General features: G+C 71.1%; 18 protein-coding genes, 1 tRNA gene and 1 riboswitch. Of the genes, 6 read left to right on the top strand and 13 right to left on the bottom strand.

Annotation, left to right across the window (positions count from 1 at the left end):
* Nucleotide 1: 1 nt before the first annotated feature.
* From AB0927_RS00720 to AB0927_RS00695, 6 genes are all read right to left on the bottom strand, one after another.
* A complete protein-coding gene (locus AB0927_RS00720; RefSeq protein WP_366665273.1) occupies nt 2-1,285 on the bottom strand; it encodes a hypothetical protein in 1,284 nt (427 codons plus the stop codon).
* Nucleotides 1,282-1,515 (bottom strand): hypothetical protein, encoded by a 234-nt coding sequence (locus AB0927_RS00715; protein WP_366665272.1) that lies wholly within the window; start codon nt 1,513-1,515, stop codon nt 1,282-1,284. Before AB0927_RS00715 ends, AB0927_RS00720 begins: the two co-directional genes overlap by 4 nt.
* 29 nt (nt 1,516-1,544) lie before the next feature.
* The gene (locus AB0927_RS00710) at nt 1,545-4,190 is read right to left on the bottom strand and encodes an SUMF1/EgtB/PvdO family nonheme iron enzyme (protein ID WP_366665525.1); all 2,646 of its coding nucleotides are present in this window, start codon (nt 4,188-4,190) and stop codon (nt 1,545-1,547) included.
* A gap of 5 nt (nt 4,191-4,195) precedes the next feature.
* Nucleotides 4,196-4,972 carry a class I SAM-dependent methyltransferase gene (locus tag AB0927_RS00705; protein ID WP_366665271.1) on the bottom strand — a complete coding sequence of 259 codons (777 nt, stop codon included), beginning with the start codon at nt 4,970-4,972 and terminating at the stop codon, nt 4,196-4,198.
* 214 nt (nt 4,973-5,186) lie between these two features.
* A complete protein-coding gene (locus tag AB0927_RS00700; RefSeq protein ID WP_366665270.1) occupies nt 5,187-5,639 on the bottom strand; it encodes a DUF2267 domain-containing protein in 453 nt (150 codons plus the stop codon).
* A gap of 148 nt (nt 5,640-5,787) precedes the next feature.
* Nucleotides 5,788-6,213 carry an Hsp20/alpha crystallin family protein gene (locus AB0927_RS00695; protein ID WP_366665524.1) on the bottom strand — a complete coding sequence of 142 codons (426 nt, stop codon included), beginning with the start codon at nt 6,211-6,213 and terminating at the stop codon, nt 5,788-5,790.
* A 154-nt stretch (nt 6,214-6,367) separates the two neighbouring features.
* On the opposite strand from AB0927_RS00695, the gene AB0927_RS00690 reads away from it, so the two are divergent.
* A complete protein-coding gene (locus AB0927_RS00690) occupies nt 6,368-6,670 on the top strand; it encodes a hypothetical protein (protein WP_366665269.1) in 303 nt (100 codons plus the stop codon).
* Between the two features lie 303 nt (nt 6,671-6,973).
* On the opposite strand, the gene AB0927_RS00685 is transcribed toward AB0927_RS00690, so the two are convergent.
* Nucleotides 6,974-8,593: an MFS transporter gene (locus tag AB0927_RS00685; RefSeq protein ID WP_366665268.1), complete on the bottom strand. Its 1,620-nt coding sequence runs from the start codon at nt 8,591-8,593 to the stop codon at nt 6,974-6,976.
* A 97-nt stretch (nt 8,594-8,690) separates the two neighbouring features.
* The gene (locus AB0927_RS00680) at nt 8,691-10,004 is read right to left on the bottom strand and encodes a DUF445 domain-containing protein (protein WP_366665267.1); all 1,314 of its coding nucleotides are present in this window, start codon (nt 10,002-10,004) and stop codon (nt 8,691-8,693) included.
* Nucleotides 10,005-10,229: 225 nt separating this feature from the next.
* On the opposite strand from AB0927_RS00680, the gene AB0927_RS00675 reads away from it, so the two are divergent.
* Both AB0927_RS00675 and rdgB read left to right on the top strand, forming a co-directional pair.
* Complete coding sequence (locus tag AB0927_RS00675; RefSeq protein WP_366665523.1) at nt 10,230-11,579, top strand: SGNH/GDSL hydrolase family protein; 1,350 nt, start codon at nt 10,230-10,232, stop codon at nt 11,577-11,579.
* Between the two features lie 26 nt (nt 11,580-11,605).
* Nucleotides 11,606-12,208: an RdgB/HAM1 family non-canonical purine NTP pyrophosphatase gene (gene rdgB / locus AB0927_RS00670; protein ID WP_366665266.1), complete on the top strand. Its 603-nt coding sequence runs from the start codon at nt 11,606-11,608 to the stop codon at nt 12,206-12,208.
* Nucleotides 12,209-12,263: 55 nt separating this feature from the next.
* Here the strand turns inward: rdgB and AB0927_RS00665 are convergent.
* The 4 genes from AB0927_RS00665 to bcp all read right to left on the bottom strand — a co-directional run bounded on the left by AB0927_RS00665 (nt 12,264) and on the right by bcp (nt 14,144).
* A tRNA-Leu gene (locus AB0927_RS00665) sits at nt 12,264-12,336 on the bottom strand.
* A gap of 16 nt (nt 12,337-12,352) precedes the next feature.
* The gene (locus AB0927_RS00660) at nt 12,353-12,877 is read right to left on the bottom strand and encodes an HNH endonuclease signature motif containing protein (RefSeq protein WP_366665265.1); all 525 of its coding nucleotides are present in this window, start codon (nt 12,875-12,877) and stop codon (nt 12,353-12,355) included.
* Nucleotides 12,874-13,539, bottom strand: coding sequence for an HNH endonuclease signature motif containing protein (locus tag AB0927_RS00655; RefSeq protein WP_366665264.1), 666 nt, complete (start codon nt 13,537-13,539; stop codon nt 12,874-12,876). The genes AB0927_RS00660 and AB0927_RS00655 overlap by 4 nt, the downstream gene beginning before the upstream one ends.
* Before the next feature lie 137 nt (nt 13,540-13,676).
* Nucleotides 13,677-14,144 (bottom strand): thioredoxin-dependent thiol peroxidase, encoded by a 468-nt coding sequence (gene bcp, locus AB0927_RS00650; RefSeq protein ID WP_366665263.1) that lies wholly within the window; start codon nt 14,142-14,144, stop codon nt 13,677-13,679.
* Between the two features lie 104 nt (nt 14,145-14,248).
* Here bcp and AB0927_RS00645 point away from each other — a divergent pair, with 104 nt between their 5' ends.
* From AB0927_RS00645 to AB0927_RS00635, 3 genes are all read left to right on the top strand, one after another.
* Entirely contained in the window at nt 14,249-14,596 is a 348-nt protein-coding gene (locus tag AB0927_RS00645; protein WP_366665262.1) for a DUF3618 domain-containing protein, read from the top strand.
* Nucleotides 14,597-14,650: 54 nt separating this feature from the next.
* Nucleotides 14,651-15,010, top strand: coding sequence for a co-chaperone GroES (locus AB0927_RS00640; protein ID WP_366665261.1), 360 nt, complete (start codon nt 14,651-14,653; stop codon nt 15,008-15,010).
* Between the two features lie 178 nt (nt 15,011-15,188).
* A riboswitch (guanidine-III (ykkC-III) riboswitch) is annotated at nt 15,189-15,263 on the top strand.
* Between the two features lie 35 nt (nt 15,264-15,298).
* A complete protein-coding gene (locus tag AB0927_RS00635; RefSeq protein ID WP_366665260.1) occupies nt 15,299-15,616 on the top strand; it encodes a multidrug efflux SMR transporter in 318 nt (105 codons plus the stop codon).
* A gap of 7 nt (nt 15,617-15,623) precedes the next feature.
* Here the strand turns inward: AB0927_RS00635 and AB0927_RS00630 are convergent, their stop codons facing one another.
* Complete coding sequence (locus AB0927_RS00630; protein WP_366665522.1) at nt 15,624-18,437, bottom strand: transglycosylase domain-containing protein; 2,814 nt, start codon at nt 18,435-18,437, stop codon at nt 15,624-15,626.
* Nucleotides 18,438-19,082: the final 645 nt, after the last annotated feature.

The raw sequence follows: 19,082 nt of genomic DNA, 5'->3' as shown, positions 1-19,082 counted from the left end.
ATCACCGAACCTTGTCGTCCCCGCCTCTCAGAGAGGACAGGACCAATCGCCCATACCGCGTGGTGAGGGCTCCCGCCGTGGCTGCGACCGACAATGTCAGGGCGATGAACAGGTGTGCCCAAGAGTTGTCACCGAGGACCTGGAGGATGCTGAGGGCTGTGCCGAGTGGCAGGCCGAGGATGGTGAGGACGCCGAGGGCGCCGCTGATCTGCTGACTTTCCTGGTTCTGTACGAGTCTGCTGTAGTCGGCCGCTTCGGCGAGGATCTCGTGGAAGCGGGCAGGCAGCCGGTGCTGGTGCTGGAAGGCGAGCAGCAGATCGTTCGCCGGTCCGTGCGCGGTGAGGTGCTGTCGCCAGTAGGTGCTGCGGAAGACGGCGATGTTCCTCTCCAGTGCGGCGACCCGGCGGGCCAGCTGTGACGTGTTGAACACCTCGGAGAGTTCGTCGGTGAGCTCGTCGATGTGATCGCGCTGGAGCGCGCCGAGAAGCAGGGCGTCGAGGTAGACGGTGCGGGAGTGCAGCGCGGCGAATTCGAAGAAGTCGCCCGCACCGGTGTCGGCCCGGTGACCGAGGAAGGCTGCCCCTTGACGCAGTACGAGCGCGCTCCAGTCCGCCGAGATCCTCACCGTGTCCTTGAGCTGTTCGCCGGCGGTCTCCGGAGGCAGCGGGAAGTCGTCCGGGGTGGAGCGGGACGCCAGTTGCCACAGCCAGCGGTCCGCGCTCGGCGGCAGTGTCCCCTCCAGGCCGGAGCGCAGGGCAGCAGTCTGCTCTGACGTGGGGGTCATGAAGGCGATGGTGTATGGCTGGGCTATGGCGAACGGTGCGCCGGGGTGGTGAACGTCGGCGATGCCAGCGAGCAGACCGGTCGGGTCGAAGGGGCCGGTGAGCGGGTTTTCCCCGGAATCGCGCCGCCCGACCAGGGCCCTCAGCAGGGGCAGCAGTGGCCCCTCCGCGCTCAAGTGCAGCACGGCGAGGGCATGTTCCTGATTGTGGGCGATGGCCGCGTGGAGGAGTTCCATGCCCAGCAGGCGCAGCCCGTCCTGCTTGATGTCCAGCGGCAGGTGCCAGCGTCGTGGCCGCCCGGGTGCCCCGTAGAGCGCGCGGGCAGAAGCCGGGGCGAAGTAGGTGGACCGAGTGGCGGCGTCGGTGCGGCGGCTGCCCAGCTCGAAGGGGAAGGGGCCTTCAGGCCAGTCGGGGACGCGCAGCAGCCGCACCGGCAGGACGACGGTCAGTTCCTGGCGTGCGCCCGTGACGTGGTCAAGCGGTGGGGCCCCATGCCTGATCACCGGTAGTACTCGGACGGGTCCGGCTGGTCGAGGCGGATGACGAACTCCGCCCGGTCGGGGCTTTCGGCGCTGACGTGGAAGCGAACGCGCTCGCCTGTGCGGATCGTCCGGAACCCCTCGGTCACGATCTGCCGGTAGTCGAAGCTGTAGTACCGCTCGTCTTCCTCGTCCTGAACCACGTAGGTGCCCAGTGCGCCGCTCAGTCCCCCGCCGCTCGGACGCCTGTCCACAATGATTCCTTGACGCGGCCCGCCGCCACTCATGCCGTCGTCTCCTCTGCCGATGACGCGCCGAGGTCCTGGACGCACCGGAAGCCGACCGCGTTGCTCGTGCCGCGCTTGCGGTAGACGCCCTTGCTGCCGGCCTGCACCGCGCGCATCGGGTTGTCGTAGCTGCCACCGCAGATAACGGCTTCGCCAGGGTCGCCCAGACTGGTGGACGTCCATTCCCAGCAGTTGCCCACCATGTCGACGACACCGAACGGGGAGCGGTTTCCGGGCCGCTCGTCGACGGGTTTCACCCCGGCCCCGCGCACGGCGCCGCCCGCGAAGTCCCGGTACCACGCCTGATACGTCACCACGGGGCGGCCGACCCAGGTGTCGGCACAGTTGATCCGGGTGCCGTCGGGGTCATCGCCCCATGGGAACAGGCGACCGTCCGCGCCACGTGCGGCGGCCTCCCACTCAAGGGAGGTCGGCAGGCGTTTGCCCTCGAACGCCGCGAACGCGTATGCGCTCCACCAACTGACGCAGATGGCCGGGTGGGCGTCGTAGCGCGGGTTCTCGTAGTAGTCGCGCCGCTGTAGCCGGTCGGTCCAGGGGCGGTGGGTGACACCGGCCGGCTGGTCCGGGTGGTCCCACTGCGAGGTGCCGTCCGGGTCGAGGGCGTCAAGGAAGCGGCGGTAGCGCGCCACGGTCACCGCATGGCGGTCGAAGCGTACGGAATTCCCCACTCGGCGGATCAGCAGCCGTTCTGCCGGCCCGACCAGGTACGCCCCGGCGGGAAGCACGCAGTCGTCAGTCTCCGGGCTGCTGGGCATGGCGGCGAGGAACGCACGCACCTGCTCGGTGAGGAAGGCGCCGCCGGAAAGGTCGGCTGCCACGTCCCGGTTCGCCGGCTCGGTCAGAAATCTGGCAGCCAGGAGTTCCTGGTAAGCCGTGTGTACGAAGGCTACGTGTTCGGGGCCGACCGGCCGCACCAGCGGAGCGAGTACGCAGGCGTCGAGATCGAGGCGTCCGTCTCTGAAGGCGTCGGCTCCCAACTGCCGGTGCAGATCGGCGAGGGAGAAAACGGTGCGGTCGGTGAGGAATGCGTGTCCCAGCGCGGCGGGGAGCCGCTGCTCCAGACCGGGTTGTCCACGATCGGTCAGCGTACGGGTGATGTGCGTGCCCAGGATGTCCGCGAGCGGCTGCCCGGGCGGAAGGCTCAGTGCCGCCGCGAGACGCTTTTCCAGAGGCGTCGCCTCGGCTTCGGCCAGGCGCACGACATGGAAGTGCGGCACCCGGGACGGGTCGAGGCCGTTGGCGTACATCTGCTCGACCAGTTGCTCGGAGCGGCCCGCGCCGCTGTCCAGCAGCTGACGCACCTGGGGCGAGTCCGCGAGGAAGGACACCCGTGAGCTCATCACCACGGTGGATTCAGCGGACAGGACAGCGGCGAGATCGGTGAAGAGCCGCAGGAATCCGGCGGGGCTTGATTCGTCGACGCCTTCATCGACGGCATCGAGCACGCACAACGCGGTCCCCGAACGGATCAGGTAGAGGAAGAGGTCGTAAGCGCGTGAGCGGTCCGATGTCATCGCCGGCGCGAGGAGGCGGGCCACGTACTCGGAGAACGGTTCGTCCTTCGGTTTGAGCCCGAGGTCGAAGTAGAAGCGGAAACGGCGGAGTTCCGGGTTGGCGGCCAGCGCGCGCAGCAGCGTGCTCTTGCCGCTCCCTGGGCGGCCGGTGACCAGGATGTTCGCGCTGCCGTGCGCCAGGCGGGACAGCAGCTCCGCCACATCGTCGCACTGCTCCATCCGCGACTCACCGGTCCGCGGGTCCATGGTCAGCGCTGCCCCCGGGACAGCGGCCCTCGGTTCCGCCGGGTTGTCGGCGGAACCGAGGTCGGCAAGGTGCGTATCGAGATTGACGACGGTGTCGACGAAGCCGTCGTAACGCACGATCCGGAAGTCCAGCCCCAGCATCCGGTGGAGGGCACCGGGCTCGGCACCTCCGTCGTCGTCCAGCACGACGAACCGGGTGAGCTTGGGCAGCCGGGTGCGCAGCAGTTCCCCGCCGCTGGACGCGAGGACGGCGCTCAGGTCTCCGGCGTCCCTGGAGAGCATCAGCTCGACGTACTCCAACCGCATCCCCGACTCACGGCAGAACAGCTGGTACACGGTGTCCGGGCTGAGGACGAACCGCTTGGCCTGCCGGTATCCGAGGGTGACGTACAGCCCTGCGAGGAACTCGCAGCGGCGGGCCACCTCGGGCGCCACGTCGGGCTCACCGCCAAGGAGTGCCGCGCTCCCGGTGTCGGTGAACCAGACCAGCACGTCGACGAGTCTGCGGACCGCCAGCAGCCCGTCCTCGTCGCTTATGTCGTATCCGTCATGGGTGGACCGGTTGCGGAGCCGCCGGATGTCGTCGAGCGCGTCCAGCACCGTGCTGCTGCGAATGTGGGGACGACAGCGCTTGACCAGGTCGTTCAGCGCCTTCGTCGAAGGGTCGCCCTCGACGCCGTGATGGCGCCACAGCTCCTTGAGAAGCTTCTCGGTCAGTTTCCCGACCAGGGCCACCGCGTTCTCGGGGTAGCCGTCATTGAGGGACCGTAACGGACGCTCCAGGTCGAGCCCCAGTCGATCCGCGATCCGCGAGTGGTCGTCGAGCTCACTCCGCAGTCGCCGCAGCCGTTCATCGACCATCGTGCTCACTCGGACTCCCCAGGTCGCCGACCGAGGACGAACGCGAACCGGTCCGGGAACACCAGAACAGGTTCCGGATGGGCCAGTCGCATCTCTTCGATGCCCTTCTCGATCTCGCTGTCGCTGAAGGTCGAGAGCAGGGACATGTAGCGGGCGCGCACCATGCCGAGGTACTTGTCCCGGTCGATGCGCAACTCATGCTCGACGTAACCGAGGCTGGCTTCCAGCCCAGCCGCGCTCAGGTGTCTCTCGATACCGGCGGGGTCGGGCTGCAGCTCCTCGAACCGCGCGAGGGCCGCCTTGAACAGCGGGTACTGGATGGTGGCCGGAAGCATCACCACCAGCAGCCGGCCGCCGGGCGCGAGCCGGTCCGCCAGGCCGCGAAGCGTCTGCGCCTGATCGGCCACATGGTGCACCGACTCTTTCAGCCACATCGCGTCGAGCTGCTCGTACGGCAGAGGAGTGCGTCCTTCCGCGATGTCCTCGGCGGAAGCGACGATCGGCGTCAGATCCGCCGGAGGCGGCGTGCCGAGCTGGCCGAGCATCGCCTCGGAAGGATCGATGCACAGAATGGGGTGGCGAGGCTGAAGCTGGTTCGCCACTTCTCTGGCGAACAGCCCGGTACCGGAGCCGACGTCGGCGATCCGATCCGTGGGGACGAGCCGCAACGCCTCGGCGATCCGGCCGGACATCCAGGGAACGTAGTGCGGACCGTAGACCCAGTGCTCGTCGTACTCGTCTGCCAATTCCTCGTAATGACCTCGCACTTCGCGCCGCTCCACGATCCCCCTCGGTGCCCCTCGTGTGTGTCCGGTCATGCTGGACAAGGCACAGGCAGGTTATCTCAGGTGTTCGTTCGGCGACAGCCTGTAATTGCCCGCGCGCATCTCGTTTCGAGCGCCTGCACGGCAAGCTGACGACGTTGTCCTTGAGCACGCGAGCGGTCCCGGCCGACGGGGCGCCGCAAGGTGTACGGCGCCCGGATCCCGTGACGTGTCAGGCCATAGACGCCAGCTCCGCCCTCCCGAACAACAACGCGTAGCCAGGGGGAAGTTGGGCCAGTACCCGCGTGGTCAGGGCCGCGCCGATCTCCGTCGCGACCACACTGAGGACCGAGCTGACGTCCCAGCGGGCCGTTGCCGGGGTGGAGTTGTCGAGGGTGGTGGCGACCGAGTCCACGAATTCCCTGGCTGTCAGGGGGTGGGGGACCGGGATCTGGGCGGCGATCACGCGGCCGGCCTCGGGGGGCAGGGACTGGGCCAGGGCGACGCGTTCGTCGCCCGTCACATGGCTGCCGAGGGCCGCGAGGACGACGCGGGTGATGCGTTCGGCCTCCGCGCTCGTCGGGTACTGGCCCGCCTCGCGGACGGCCTCGGTCAGGTCCTGCCAGCGGGGCGACGGGGTGGGGGCGGTCGTTCTCGGGTGCGGCTCTGTCGCCGTCGTGGTCATCTTGGGGGCTCCTTCTGCGGGGCGCATCCGTACGTCCAATGGCCGGTTACCCCGCAGGGCGGCCGGCAGCCGGGACGGGTGGGCAGGGTTGGGGGCCGAACGGCCCTGCGCGGGGCGGGACTTCGGGTATCCCGCCCCGCGCCGCGCGTCAGCTGCCGAGCTGCTTGCGCGAGGGTGCCCCGCCGGTGATCTGGATGCGCCGGGGCTTGGCCTGTTCGGCGACCGGGATGCGCAGGGTCAGGACACCGGACTCGTAGGAGGCGTCGATGCGCTCCGTGTCGAGGGTGTCGCCGAGGAAGAGCTGGCGGGTGAACGTGCCCGTGGGCCGTTCGGCGACCAGCGTCTGCGCGCCCTCCGGGGCGGGACTGCGGCGCTCCGCGCGGACGTTGAGGACGTTGCGCTCGACGTCCAGCTCGATCGTCTCCGGGTCGATGCCCGGGAGGTCGAAGTGGACCAGGAAGTCGTCACCGGCGCGATAGGCGTCCATCGGCATCGCGGACGGACGGGCGGCGTTGCCGCTGACCTGCTGCACGAGTCGGTCGAATTCGCGGAACGGGTCGGTACGCATGAGCATCACGGGTCACTCCCTTCTTCAGGTGCTGGGTGCGATGCCCTACGGCTTCTTATATAGCTCGAAGCCGGAAACTTGACAAGCCTCGACTCAGGTCAGGTCGGCCCGCGCGCCTGCGCGTTAGCCTCGGCATCCTCTACGACATACGGAGGCATTCATGGCCAAGGTTCCCAGCGCCGTCGTCGCCGCGAGCGGGCTCGTCGGCGGGTACGGGGTGGCCCGGTGGACGAAGAAGCGGCCGCTCGGCGGGGCCGTGCTCGCCGTCGCCGGTGCCGTCGCGGCGCAGCAGTGGCGCAAGCGGGCCGGGAACACCGCCGCGGGTGTGCTGACCGCCGCCTATGTCGGCGGCTTCGCCGGGTCCCACCCGCTCGCCAAGAAGGTCGGCGCCTGGCCCTCCGTCCTCGGTGTCGCGGGCGCCGTCGCCCTCGCCTCCTGGGCCGTCGCCGACCGCAAGGCCTGATCGGGAGGCGGGGAGGCGAGGGCAGGGCAGGCAGGAGGCAGGCGAGAGGGCCGGACACGCCGAGACACGCCACGCCAACCCAACCCAAGCCAAGCCCACCCAAGTCAAGTCAAGCCGCGCCAAGGCGAGAAGAGCCGAGCAGGCCGAGGGCCCGCCAGGCACGGCCCGGCCCCACCAGGCCCCACCCCGGCCGGGCACGGCCCGGCCCCACCAGGCCCCACCCCGGCCAGGCACGGCCCGGCACCGCCCGGCCCGGCACCGCACGGCCCCGCCCCGCCCCGCCCGCCCCTCCCCGCCGAAGTCCTACGGCCTGCTCGCCGCCGGTGGCGACGGCGGTGCCGACGGGCCCTGGGTGCCGGGGGGCGTCCCCGGAGTGCCGGGTGGCGTTCCCGGAGTGCCGGGCCCGCCCCGGCCCGGGGTCCGCGTCCCCTCCCCCGTCCCCTCCCCCGACGCCTCCCCCTCGTCCACCGCCGTCAGGGGCCTCGCGATGTCCTCCAGGGAGCGGCGTTCCGCCCGTACGGCCAGTGCCGCCGCCACCAGCCCCGCCGCGCACATCAGCGCCGCCCCGATGGAGAAGGCCAGGACCGTGTCGCCGACCCGGCCCGTGCCGGTGAGGTCGGCGAAGAGCAGGGGGCCGCTGATGCCGCCGGCGGCGGTGCCGAGGGCGTAGAAGAACGCGATGGACATCGCGCGCGTCTCCATCGGGAAGATCTCCGACACCGTCAGATACGCGCTGGACGCGCCCGCCGAGGCGAAGAAGAGGACCGCGCACCAGCAGGCCGTCAGCGTCGTCGCGCTCAGCGCGCCCCGGTCGAACAGCCACGCCGTGCCGAACAGCAGCAGGCCCGAGATCAGATACGTCGAGGAGATCATCACCCGGCGCCCGACCGTGTCGAAGAGCTTGCCGAGCAGCAGCGGGCCGCAGAAGTTTCCGACGGCGATGACCGCGAAGTAGTAGCCCGTACGGTCGGTCGGCACCGCGAAGAACCTCGTCAGGATCGCGCCGAAGCCGAAGGTGATCGCGTTGTACAGGAACGCCTGGCCGATGAAGAGGGAGAAGCCGAGCACCGCACGCCTGCGGTAGCGGCCGAAGACCGTGCGGGCGATCTCCCGGAAGGTGATGCTGCCGCGCCGGCGGATGGCGAGGCGGACGTCCGTCGCCGGCAGCCGGGTGCCCTTCTCGGCCTCCACCTGCCGTTCGATGCCGGAGACGATCTCCTCCGCCTCCTCCTCCCGGCCGTGGATCAGCAGCCACCTCGGGCTCTCCGGGACGTGCCGCCGCACGAGCAGGATGACGAGCGCGAGTACGGCGCCGAGCGCGAAGGTCAGCCGCCAGCCGACGTTCATCGGCAGCAGGCCGGTGTTCAGGGCCACGATGGACAGCAGCGAGCCGCCGACCGCGCCCAGCCAGAAACTGCCGTTGATGATCAGGTCGACCCGGCCGCGGTAGTGCGCCGGGATCAGCTCGTCGATCGCGGAGTTGATCGCCGCGTACTCGCCGCCGATGCCGAAGCCGGTCAGGAAGCGGAAGAGGAAGAACCACCAGGCCTCCCAGGACACCGCCGTCAGGGCCGTCGCCACCAGATACACCGCGAGGGTGATCATGAACAGCTTCTTGCGGCCGTAACGGTCGGTCAGCCGGCCCCAGAACAGGGCGCCCACACAGGCACCCGCCACGTACAGCGCGGCCGCCACGCCCGTGATCTGACCGGACGTGATCGACAGACCGCTGCCCGGTTCGGCCAGTCGGCTGGCGATGTTGCCGACGACCGTGACCTCCAGACCGTCGAGGATCCACACGGTGCCCAGGCCGATCACGATCGTCCAGTGCCAGTGGGACCACGGGAGGCGGTCGAGGCGGGCGGGGATGTCGGTGGTGATGGTCCTGCCGGTTTCCGGCGACGCCTTCTCGGCTGCTGTCATCGGCTCCCTCCTCGTCGAAGGACGCCCCCCTTGCGTGGAGGACGGCATGACGACGGGTGCCCCGCTCTCGCCGATACAGGCGCCGGGTGACCGGCCGTCAGCCGCCCACCGCCCGCGACACCGTGAAGATCAGCAGTCCCGCCAGTGATCCCACCACCGTGCCATTGATCCGGATGAACTGCAGGTCGCGGCCGATGTGCGCCTCGATCTTCCGGGTGGTGTGCTCGGCGTCCCAGCCCGCCACCGTGTCCGTGATCAAAGAGGTGATCTCCGCCCGGTAGGTGGTCACGACGTGCACCGCCGCGCCCTCCAGCCAGTTGTCCACCTTCTCCTGCATCTTCGGCTCGCTCGCCATCCGCGTGCCCAGCGACAGCAGCGCCGAACGCAGCCGCGTCCGCAGCTCGCTGCGCTCGTCCTCCGCCGCCGCGACCATCATCGACCGTACGGCCGTCCAGGCGGACGCGATCAGCTCCTGCACCTCGCCACGGCCCAGCACCTCGCCCTTGAGCCGCTCCACCCGCGCCCGGGTCTCGGTGTCCGACTGGAGGTCGGAGGCGAAGTCGTTGAGGAAGCGGTCGAGGGCGCCGCGCGCCGGGTGGGACGGCATGTCCCGCATCTCCGCGCAGAAACGCAGCAGCTCCTTGTAGACGCGCTCGCCGACCTTGCGGTCCACGAACCGCGGGGTCCAGCCGGGCGCCCCGCCCTGCACGGCGCCCATCACGCTGTCGCCGTGCAGCACCAGCCAGTCGTGGGCGCGGGTGACCACCAGGTCCACGGCCCGCTTGTGACCGCCGTCGGCGACGACCTTCTCCAGCATCTTGCCGAGGCCGGGCGCGATCTCCCGGGCGCCGGCCCGCCGGGTGATCGCCTCCCCGACCACCGCCTGGACGTCGGAGTCCCGCAGCACCGTCAGCGCGCCGCGCAGCGCGGTCGCCAGCTCCGCCGTCACCCGGTCCGCGTGCTCCGGCTCGGCCAGCCAGGCACCCAGCCGGGCACCGACGCCGACGGCGCGCAGCCGTTGCCGTACGACGTCCTGGGAGAGGAAGTTCTCCCCCACGAACTCGCCCAGCGAGACGCCGAGCTGGTCCTTCTTGGTGGGGATGATCGCGGTGTGCGGGATCGGCAGGCCGAGGGGGTGCCGGAAGAGCGCGGTGACCGCGAACCAGTCCGCCAGCGCGCCCACCATGCCCGCCTCCGCCGCCGCGGAGACGTAGTCCGCCCAGGCGCCCGCGCCCGCGTTGCCGGCCAGCTTGGCCAGGACGTAGACCACGGCCACGAACAGCAGCAGGCCCGTCGCGGTGAGTTTCATGCGCCGCACCCCGCGCCGGCGCTCCTCGTCGGCCGGGGTGAAGGCCGTCATCGTCCGGTACGACGCGGCCGGTCCGGCCGTTCCCGTCTCGATAGGTTCCATCAGCTCCACCCGTTCGGTGATCCCGCGCACAATTGTCCCCTCCTGACCGACTCCCGGAACGGAACAGGAGTTCCCGGCGTCTGTTCCGGCGGGGGTTCGGACGGGGCCCCACCCGTTCGCCCCGGCCCATGAAGCATCATGAACTCATCAAGACCGGAGCCCGGGGCTCCCTCGCCCGAGGAGAACGGCACAAGCGTGACCAGCCGGCATCACGGGGCCCCTGAGGTGCCCCGCGCACAGCACCGCGCGAAGTACCTCGCCCTGCTCGGCGCACTCCTCGCCCTCGTGGTCGTCGTGTGCGCCGGGATCTACGTCACCGCCGCGGCCGGCGACCGCGCCACGGGCGGCGCCGTCGCCGACGGCCGCCCGCACCGCGACTCCTCCGCCGCGCCCGTCTCCACCGGCACCTGGGTCGGCTCCTGGGCGAGCGCCCCCGCCGGCGGCGAACCGGGCACCGAGACGGCCGGCCTCGCGGGCCACTCCGTGCGCAACGTCGTCCACGCGGACGCCGGGGGTACGAGTGCCCGGATCACGCTGTCCAACCTCTACGGCCAGACACCGCTGGACATCACCCACGCCACGATCGCGCTGTCCGCCGGGGACGCCGGCGCCGCGGCCGACGCGGAGACGATGCGGCGCCTCACCTTCGGCGGCGCCACCCGCGTCGTCATACCCGCCGGCGACCAGGCCGTGAGCGACGCGGTGCGGCTCCTGGTGCCGCACGACGCCGACGTCCTCGTCACCACCTACTCCCCCACCCCGTCCGGGCCGGTCACCTACCACCCGCACGCCCAGCAGATCTCCTACGTCGCCACCGGGGACCGCACCGAGGACACCACCGGTGCCCCCTACACCCAGCGGACGCCGTACTGGCGCTATCTGACCGCGCTGGACGTGCTGAGCAACGAGGCCGACGGCACGGTCGTCGTCTTCGGCGACTCCCTCACCGACGGCATCACCTCCACCGTCAACGCCAACCGCCGCTGGCCCGACGTCCTCGGCGACCGGCTGCGCTCCGCGCTGGCGAACGGGCAGCGACTGCCCCGCTACGGCGTCGTCAACGAGGGCATCAGCGGCAACCAGGTCCTCGCCGACGGGCTCGGCCGCCCCGCGGAGAACCAGAGCGGCCTCGGCCGCTTCGGGCGCGACGCGCTCGCGCGCACCGACGTCAAGGTGGTCGTCGTCGACCTCGGCATCAACGACATCCTGCGCAACCCCGAGGTCACCGCCGACCCCGACCGCCTCCTCACCGGCCTGCGCACCCTGGTCCGCGAGGCCCACGCGCGCGGGCTGCGGGTCGTCGGGGCGACCCTGATGCCGTTCCGGGGGCACCGGGGCTGGACACCCGCCCGGGAGGCGGTGCGGCAGCGGGTCAACGCGCGGATCCGCGCGGGCGGGGTGTACGACGCGGTGGCCGACTTCGACAAGGCGCTGCGCGACCCGTACGACCCCCGCCGGCTGCGCCCCGACTACGACTCCGGGGACCATCTGCACCCCAGCGACCTGGGCTTCGCCACGATGGCCGGGGCGTTCGACCTGCGGACGCTGAAGGGTGCGGGGCAGGCGGAGCTGTGAACCGGGGGCGAGGAATACTGGGCGGCATGACCCGCTTGATCCTCGCCACCCGCAACGCCGGAAAGATCACCGAGCTGAGGGCCATCCTGGCCGACGCCGGACTCCCCCACGAACTGGTCGGCGCCGACGCCTACCCCGAGATCCCCGACGTCAAGGAGACCGGCGTCACCTTCGCCGAGAACGCCCTGCTCAAGGCGCACGCCCTGGCGCAGGCCACCGGGCTGCCCGCGGTCGCCGACGACTCCGGCCTGTGCGTGGACGTGATGAACGGCGCGCCGGGCATCTTCTCCGCCCGCTGGGCCGGCCGCCACGGCGACGACCAGGCCAACCTGGACCTGCTCCTCGCCCAGCTCTCCGACATCGCCGAGGAGCACCGCGCCGCCCACTTCGCCTGCGCCGCCGCCCTGGCCCTGCCGGACGGCACGGAACGCGTGGTCGAGGGCCAACTGCGCGGCACCCTGCGCCATGCCCCGGCCGGCCCGAACGGCTTCGGCTACGACCCGATCCTCCAGCCGGACGGCGACAGCCGCACCTGCGCCGAGATGACCGCCGAGGAGAAGAACGCCATCAGCCACCGGGGCAAGGCCTTCCGGGCACTGGTACCGGCGGTACGGGAACTGCTGGGCTGAGCTAGCACAGCGGCCCCGCACCTTTGAAACGAAGGTGCGGGGCCGCTTCCGCTTGTGCGCCCGGTCGGATTCGAACCGACAACACCAGACTTCTAAGGCCTGTCTCTCTGCCGTTGGAGTACGAGCGCAAACCGTGCCCTTACTTTACTGGGGGAGAGTATGCCTTCGCCGACCACCTCGGCACCAGGTGCTCGTCGTTGCGTGGCAGTTGGGGCACAGCAGGCGCAGGTTCTCCCGCCGGTCGTCGCCCCAGTCCCCGTCGATGTGGTCGACCTCCAGCGTCATGGGCTGCCCGAGCCACTCGGTACCGATGCCGCACTCGGCACATCGCTCCGGTACGCCCACCTCGCGGAGCGCACGGCGTAGCAGACGTGTTCGTGTCCGACGCACGCCGTCGTGCTTGACCAGGATGTCCTCGGGGCGCTTCGCACGGGCTGTGCCGGTCTTGCCACGCTGGTGTGCCCGCCCCAGGAAGCGCGCGGTCGAGACACCCGCTTCCGCGACCCACCCACGCAGCAGCGCGCGCTGCGTTCCGGTATCGGGGCGCCGAAGACGACGCAGCGTCTCCGCTATGGAGAACGACTCAAGGACGGCGGTACGCACCTCGTCGGGCCCGGGGCGGCCGGCGTCGGCGAACCGCTCGCGCGTGCGCCGTACTCCGCCGCTCATGCTCCACCGGACCACGCATGACGCTTCTTGCCCCGCCCCCGGTAAGAGTCGGTGACCGAATGGCAGTTGGGGCAGAGGAAGCGGAGGTTCTCGATGCGGTTGTCACGCCAGTTGCCATCGATGTGGTCGACCTCCAGCGGGAGCGGACGGCCCCGCCACACCGGCTCCGTGCCGCACCGCGCGCAGCGTTCCTCCACACCCAACTCGTTCATCGCCCTCTTGAGCCGCTGTCCCGGGATACGCGCGGCCTGCGCCGACGTACTCTCGACCAGGATCTCTTCGGCGGTTCGGCGGCGCTGGTTGTATCTCATCCGCTCAGTTCGGATCACGGACGTGAAATGCGAGGTGTCGAGTCCGTACGCCTTGATCCGCCGGGCGATGTTGGTCTGGTGACCGCCCACGGAGTCGAGTCCGAGTCGACGCACCACCTCGTTGACGCTGACGGATGCCGCCACCACCGGCTCGAGAATGGCACGCGTCCATTTCGCCCCCTCCCGTTCGAAGTGCGACGTATCCACCCCGAGCTTCTTCATGCGCCGCGCGATGTAGCCCCGCGTCGAACTCTTCGGATCCACCCCCAGCCTCTCCAGGGCCTCCGACAGCGTCCGTGCCCCGCGAGCCGCCTCTTCCAGGCGGTCCTTGTCGTATGCGCTGGCCCCCATCGAACCCCCTCCGGTCCGGGCGTGCGTTCGTAGCCCGCACTGGTCAACGAACCGGTTGCCGGACAGTCACGCACGGAACGTGAAGGCGGCCCGCACCATGTCGTTCCGGTGCGGGCCGCCAGCGGTGACAGAGGGGCTCAGATGCCCAGATCCTTGATGATCTTGGCTACGTGGCCGGTGGCGCGGACGTTGTAGAGGGCGTGGGAGACCTTGCCGTCCTCGTCGACGACGATCGTGGAGCGGATGACGCCCATGTAGGTCTTGCCGTAGTTCTTCTTCTCGCCGTAGGCGGCGTAGGCCTCGGTGACCTTTTTGTCCGGGTCGGCGAGGAGGGTGACCTTGAGGGACTCCTTCTCGCGGAATTTGGCAAGCTTTTCCGGGGTATCCGGGGAGATGCCGATGACGTCGTAGCCGGCGCCGGCCAGCAGGTCGAGGTTGTCGGTGAAGTCGCAGGCCTGCTTGGTGCAGCCGGGGGTGAGGGCCGCGGGGTAGAAGTAGACGATGACCTTGCGGCCCTTGTGGTCCGCGAGGGAGACCTCGTTACCGTCGGCGTCCGGGAGGGTGAAGGCGGGGGCCACGTCCCCCGGCTGGAGTCGCTCGCTCATCGGACCAGCGTAACCGGGGGCCCTTGCGGTGCGGCGCGGGCGGGAGCTGACAGACTGTCCGGGAACAGGACAGCAGGATTTCGGCAGACTTCGGAGGCCGTACGGTGGCGGACACGGCGGACACCAGAACCCCGGCGCAGATCGAGGCGGACATCAGGCGCCGCCGCGAAGTGCTGGCCGAGACGCTCGACGAGATCGGGGTGCGGGTGCATCCGAAGACGATCGTCGGGGATGTGAAGGCCAAGGCCGTGGCCAACATCGACCACACCGTGGGACGTGCGTACGTGCAGGTCAACCGGATGGTGAGTGATGTCAGGGCGCAGTTCACGGACGAGGACGGCCGGCTGCACGTGGAGCGGGTCGTGCCGGCGGCGCTCGTCGTGGCCGGGGTCGTGGGTCTCGTCGCCCTGTCCCGCCGCGGCGGGCGGAGCGGTCGGCGCGGCCGGCGCTGACCCGACGGCCACCCGGGGGACCACGGGCGCGGTGAAGGCAGGTAGGTTCGAGACGTGAGCGCCAACAGACACGAGCAGAGCACCCCGCAGCACGACAAGCTGCCCATCCGGATGCTGCACGACCGGGTGCTGGTCAAGCAGGAGACCGGTGAGGGCGAGCGGCGGTCGGGGGGCGGCATCCTGATCCCCGCCACCGCCGCGGTCGGACGCCGGCTGGCCTGGGCCGAAGTCGTCGCGGTCGGCCAGAACGTACGGACCGTGGAGCCCGGCGACCGCGTGCTGTTCGACCCGGAGGACCGGGCCGAGGTCGAGGTGCGGGGCGTGGCCTACGTCCTCATGCGCGAGCGCGACCTGCATGCCGTGGCCGCGGACCGCTTCGAGGGCTCGGAGGACTCGACCGGGCTGTATCTGTGAGGCCGTGACGGTCGTGAGGCCGTGGCGGTCGTGAGGCCGTGGCGGTCGTGAGGCCGTGGCGGTCGTGAGGCCGTGGCGGTCGTGAGGCCGTGGCGGTCGTGAGGCCATAGCGGTCGTGAGGCCATAGCGGTCGGCAATGACGACGAAAGGGCTGGTGACAGTGGTCACCAGCCCTTTCGTCGTGCCTTTGCTACCTTCGAGGACGAGCCCGACGAGACGCGCCGTACCGGGATGCAGGCAAAGACGACGCACCGGAAGTCAGACGCCGTTCGTCTCGGAGGTGCCGTCGTGGCCTGGGTTCTGCTTGTCGTGGCCGGTCTGCTGGAAGTGGGCTGGTCGATCGGCATGAAGTACAGCGAGGGTTTCACCCGGCCGGTGCCCAGTGTGCTCACCGGTGCCGGGATCGTCGCCAGCATGGTGCTGCTGTCGTACGCCGCCAGGTCCCTGCCGATCGGCACCGCCTACGGGGTGTGGGTCGGTATCGGGGCGGCCGGGGCGGCGGTGCTCGGCATGGTGGTGCTCGGTGAGCCGGTCACCGCCGCCCGGGTCTTCTTCGTGTGCCTGCTGCTGGTCGCCGTGGTGGGGCTGAAGGCGACCAGCGGCTGAGCGCGGCTCAGAGGCCGGGGCCACCGCCCGGCCCGCTGCCCGCGACGGTGCCGGTGCCGGTGCCACCGCCCGCGCCGCCGCCCGTGGCCGTGCCACCACCGCCGCCCGGGGAGCCGCCCGCGGCGCCGCCGCTCGTCGTGGTGTCGCCGCCGGTCGCGCCGCCGACGGTGGCCGGGTCGGCGCCGGTCGTGCCGCCCGTGGTGGTGTCGCCGCCGGTCGTGCCGCCGGCCGTCATGCCGCCGTCGGCCGGGGTGCCGGTGGTGCCGCCGTCGGTCGGGGTGCCGCTCGGGGTGCCGCCGGGCTGGGTGGCGCCGCCGGTGTCCTGGCCGTCGGTGCTCGCGGACTCGCTCGGCACGCCGGGCGCGGGCGGCTGCGGCTCGTCGGCCCCCGGCTGGAGCTGGAGGTCGAAGGAGGCCACCGGGGCGTTGCGCAGCGCGTCGTGGGTGTACTGGGCCCAGATCTGGGTGGGGGCGCCGCCACCGTTCATACGGGCCTGGCCGAGCGCGCCGTACAGCGGCATGTGCTTGGCCGTCACCGGGTCCTGGCCCATCACGGAGACCACCGTGGCGAGGTCCGGGGTGTAGCCGGCGAACCAGGCGGCGGTGTCGTTCTCCGCGGTACCGGTCTTGCCGGCCGCCGGACGGCCCGCGGCCTGCGCGGCGGTGGCGGTGCCGCCCTGGACCACGCTCTTCAGCATGGAGGTGGTGGTGTCGGCGGCGCTGCGGCTGACGACCTGCTTGACCGACGCGTCGGGCAGCTTGACCTCGTCGGTGCCGTTCCGGGTGATCTTCTGGACCAGGGTGTACGTGCCGTGCTTGCCGTGGTTGGCGAGCGTGGCGTATCCCTCCGCCATGTCCAGGACGCTGGCGGTGGCGGTGCCGAGCGCGATGGACGGGTACGGCTGGAGGTCGGGGGTGTCCGCGGGGAGGCCGAGGTCGATCGCGGTCTTCTTGACCTTGCTCGGGCCGACGTCGACCGCCATCTGCGCGTACACCGCGTTCACCGACAGGTCGGTGGCCTTGGTGACGGTGATCTGGCCGTACGACTTCTGGTCCTCGTTCTGCGGGGCGTACGTGCCGCCGCTCCAGCCCTGCACGGGGCGCTCGTTGGTGCCGTCGTACTGGGTGTTCGGGGTGATCCGGCGGCCGTCCTCGGTGGTGGAGCCGTTCTCCACCGCGGAGGTGAAGACGAACGGCTTGAAGGTGGAGCCGACCTGGAAGTCACCGCGGGTCGCGCCGTTGGTGTACTGCTTCACGTAGTCGATGCCGCCGTACATCGCGACGACCCTGCCGGTCTTCGGGTCGACGGAGGCACCGCCGGCCCGGACGTAGCTGTCGGCCTTGTTGTTCTTCTTGTCCAGCTTGGAGACGAGCTGGTCGTCGACCGCCTTGACGAAGGCGTCCTGCTTGTCCTTCTGGATGGTGGTCGTGATGCGGTAGCCGCCGGCCGCGAGCTGGTCGGCGCCGATGATGTCGTTGGTGGTCAGGTAGTGCTTGACCGCCTCGACGAGGTAGCCGCGCTGGCCGGACATGCCGGTGGAGCTCGTCTGCTCCTTCGGCATCGGGAACTTCATCCCGGCGCGCTCGGACTGGCTGAGCCAGCCCTTCTTGACCATGCCGTCCAGGACGTAGTTCCAGCGGGCCACGGCCGCGTCCTTGTTCTCCGGGTGGGCCACGACGTCGTACTCGCTCGGCGCGTTGACGAGCGCGGCGAGGTAGGCGGCGCGGGCCGGGTCGAGGTCCTGGGCGTCGCGGCTGTAGTAGGCCTGGGCGGCGGCCTGGATGCCGTAGGCGTTGCGGCCGAAGTAGCTGGTGTTGAGGTAGCCCTCCAGGATCTCGTCCTTGGACTTGTTCCGGTCGAGCTTGATCGAGATGAAGAACTCCTTGGCCTTGCGGGTGACCGTCTGTTCCTGGGCCAGGTAGTAGTTCTTCACGTACTGCTGGGTGATCGTGGAGCCGGACTGCTTGCCCTTGCCGGTGGAGGTGTTCCACGCGGCGCGGATCATCGCCTTGGGGTCGACGGCCGACTCGGTGTAGAAGTCGCGGTCCTCGGCGGCCAGTACGGCGTGCTGGGCGGCCTTGGAGACCTGCGCGAGCGTCACGTTCTCGCGGTTGATCTCACCGTCGCGGGCGAGCTGGGAGCCGTCGGCGTAGAGGTACACGTTGCCCTGCTGGGTGGCGAGGGCGTTGGCCGGCGGGATGTTGACGAGCGAGTAGCCCACGAAGAACAGCCCGATGACGGCGAGCAAGGCGACGATGAAGGTGCCGAGCACCATCTTCCAGGTCGGCAGGAGCCGCCGCCATCCGGTGCGCTTGGGCTTCTTGGCCTTCTTCTTGCCCTTGCCGCCGCCGGTGTCGGGGGGCGTCTCCGGGGCGGCGGCGAGGACGGCGGTCTCGGGCCCGGCGCTCGGGCCGGTGCCGGTGCCGGTACGGGGGCCGGGGGTGGCGGCGCCGGCGGTGTTCGCGGCACCGGCGAGGCCCGCGGCGCCGACGGCACCCGCCACGCCCGCCGCACCAGCCGCGCCCGACACCTTCGCCGCGCCGACGGCGCCTGCCGCACCGGCACCTGCCGCGCCCATGCCGGGAGCGGAGGGGCGGGGGCCGCCCGGCCGGGAGCCGGTCGTGTGGGCGGTGGGGCCGGTCGCGTTCGGCCCGGCCGCGGGGGAACCCGCCTTGGCGGCGTCGCCGGGTTCGCCCTTGCGCGGGGCGTTGACGCGGCGGAGTACCTGGGTGGTCTCGGGTGCCGGGGTCTCCTGACCCGGCTTGCCGGCGTCCTTCGCGGAGTCCTGGGGCTTCCGGGGCGGCGTGACACGGCGCAGCACCTGGGTGCTCTCGGCGGGCTGTTCGGGTGCGCGGGCGCCGGGGACCTGTGGCTTGGCGGAGCCGGCGGTCCGGTCGGCGGTGCCCTCGCCCTCGGCGGCCGTCGCCGCGGCCTTGTCCGTACGGGCGTCCCGTGCCGCCTGCCGGGCACGGGCGACGGAGGCCGTACGGTCCTGGGGTGCGGGCACGGAACGGCGAGCCGTGTCGGCCCCCGCCGTACCGGTCTCCCGGACACCCTCGGTCCCCCCGGCACGCCCGCCCTCGCGAGCACCCTCGGAGTCCTCGGCCCGGCCGGTCCTGCCCCCGCGCGCGTCCCGGTCGGCACCGGCACCGCGACCCGCGCCGACGCCTCGGTCCGCGTCCGCGGATCGCCCGGCGCGTTCGCCGCGACCGGCGTCCTCGGCCTCCCCGGCCTTTCCGGCGCCCCCGGCCCGCGTCTCGGGCCTCACGGGCTTCTCCTGCCCCTCGGCCCCCTCCGGCTTCCCGGCGCCGTCCGACTCCCCGGTGTCGTTCTCCTCGGTGTCCTTCACCCGGCCGGTTCCCTCCGGAGGAGTGGTGGGGGATCCCGGCGTCGGGGTCCCGGGCCTCGCAGCCGGCAGCGGCTTTTCCGGTGCCACGCCTTCGTTCGGCTGCTGCGGCTGTGGCTC

This window comes from Streptomyces sp. NPDC048106 (assembly GCF_040706415.1).
Lineage (GTDB): Bacteria > Actinomycetota > Actinomycetes > Streptomycetales > Streptomycetaceae > Streptomyces.
This window is presented reverse-complemented; position numbering and strand designations above follow the sequence as displayed.

Coding starts and splice junctions, on each gene's coding strand:
- rdgB (WP_366665266.1), top strand. CDS start 11,606: ATGACCCGCTTGATCCTCGCCACCCGCAACGCCGGAAAGATCACCGAG.
- AB0927_RS00700 (WP_366665270.1), bottom strand. CDS start 5,639: ATGACCACGACGGCGACAGAGCCGCACCCGAGAACGACCGCCCCCACC.
- AB0927_RS00660 (WP_366665265.1), bottom strand. CDS start 12,877: ATGAGCGGCGGAGTACGGCGCACGCGCGAGCGGTTCGCCGACGCCGGC.
- bcp (WP_366665263.1), bottom strand. CDS start 14,144: ATGAGCGAGCGACTCCAGCCGGGGGACGTGGCCCCCGCCTTCACCCTC.
- AB0927_RS00690 (WP_366665269.1), top strand. CDS start 6,368: ATGGCCAAGGTTCCCAGCGCCGTCGTCGCCGCGAGCGGGCTCGTCGGC.
- AB0927_RS00685 (WP_366665268.1), bottom strand. CDS start 8,593: ATGACAGCAGCCGAGAAGGCGTCGCCGGAAACCGGCAGGACCATCACC.
- AB0927_RS00680 (WP_366665267.1), bottom strand. CDS start 10,004: ATGGAACCTATCGAGACGGGAACGGCCGGACCGGCCGCGTCGTACCGG.
- AB0927_RS00695 (WP_366665524.1), bottom strand. CDS start 6,213: ATGCTCATGCGTACCGACCCGTTCCGCGAATTCGACCGACTCGTGCAG.
- AB0927_RS00710 (WP_366665525.1), bottom strand. CDS start 4,190: ATGGTCGATGAACGGCTGCGGCGACTGCGGAGTGAGCTCGACGACCAC.
- AB0927_RS00655 (WP_366665264.1), bottom strand. CDS start 13,539: ATGGGGGCCAGCGCATACGACAAGGACCGCCTGGAAGAGGCGGCTCGC.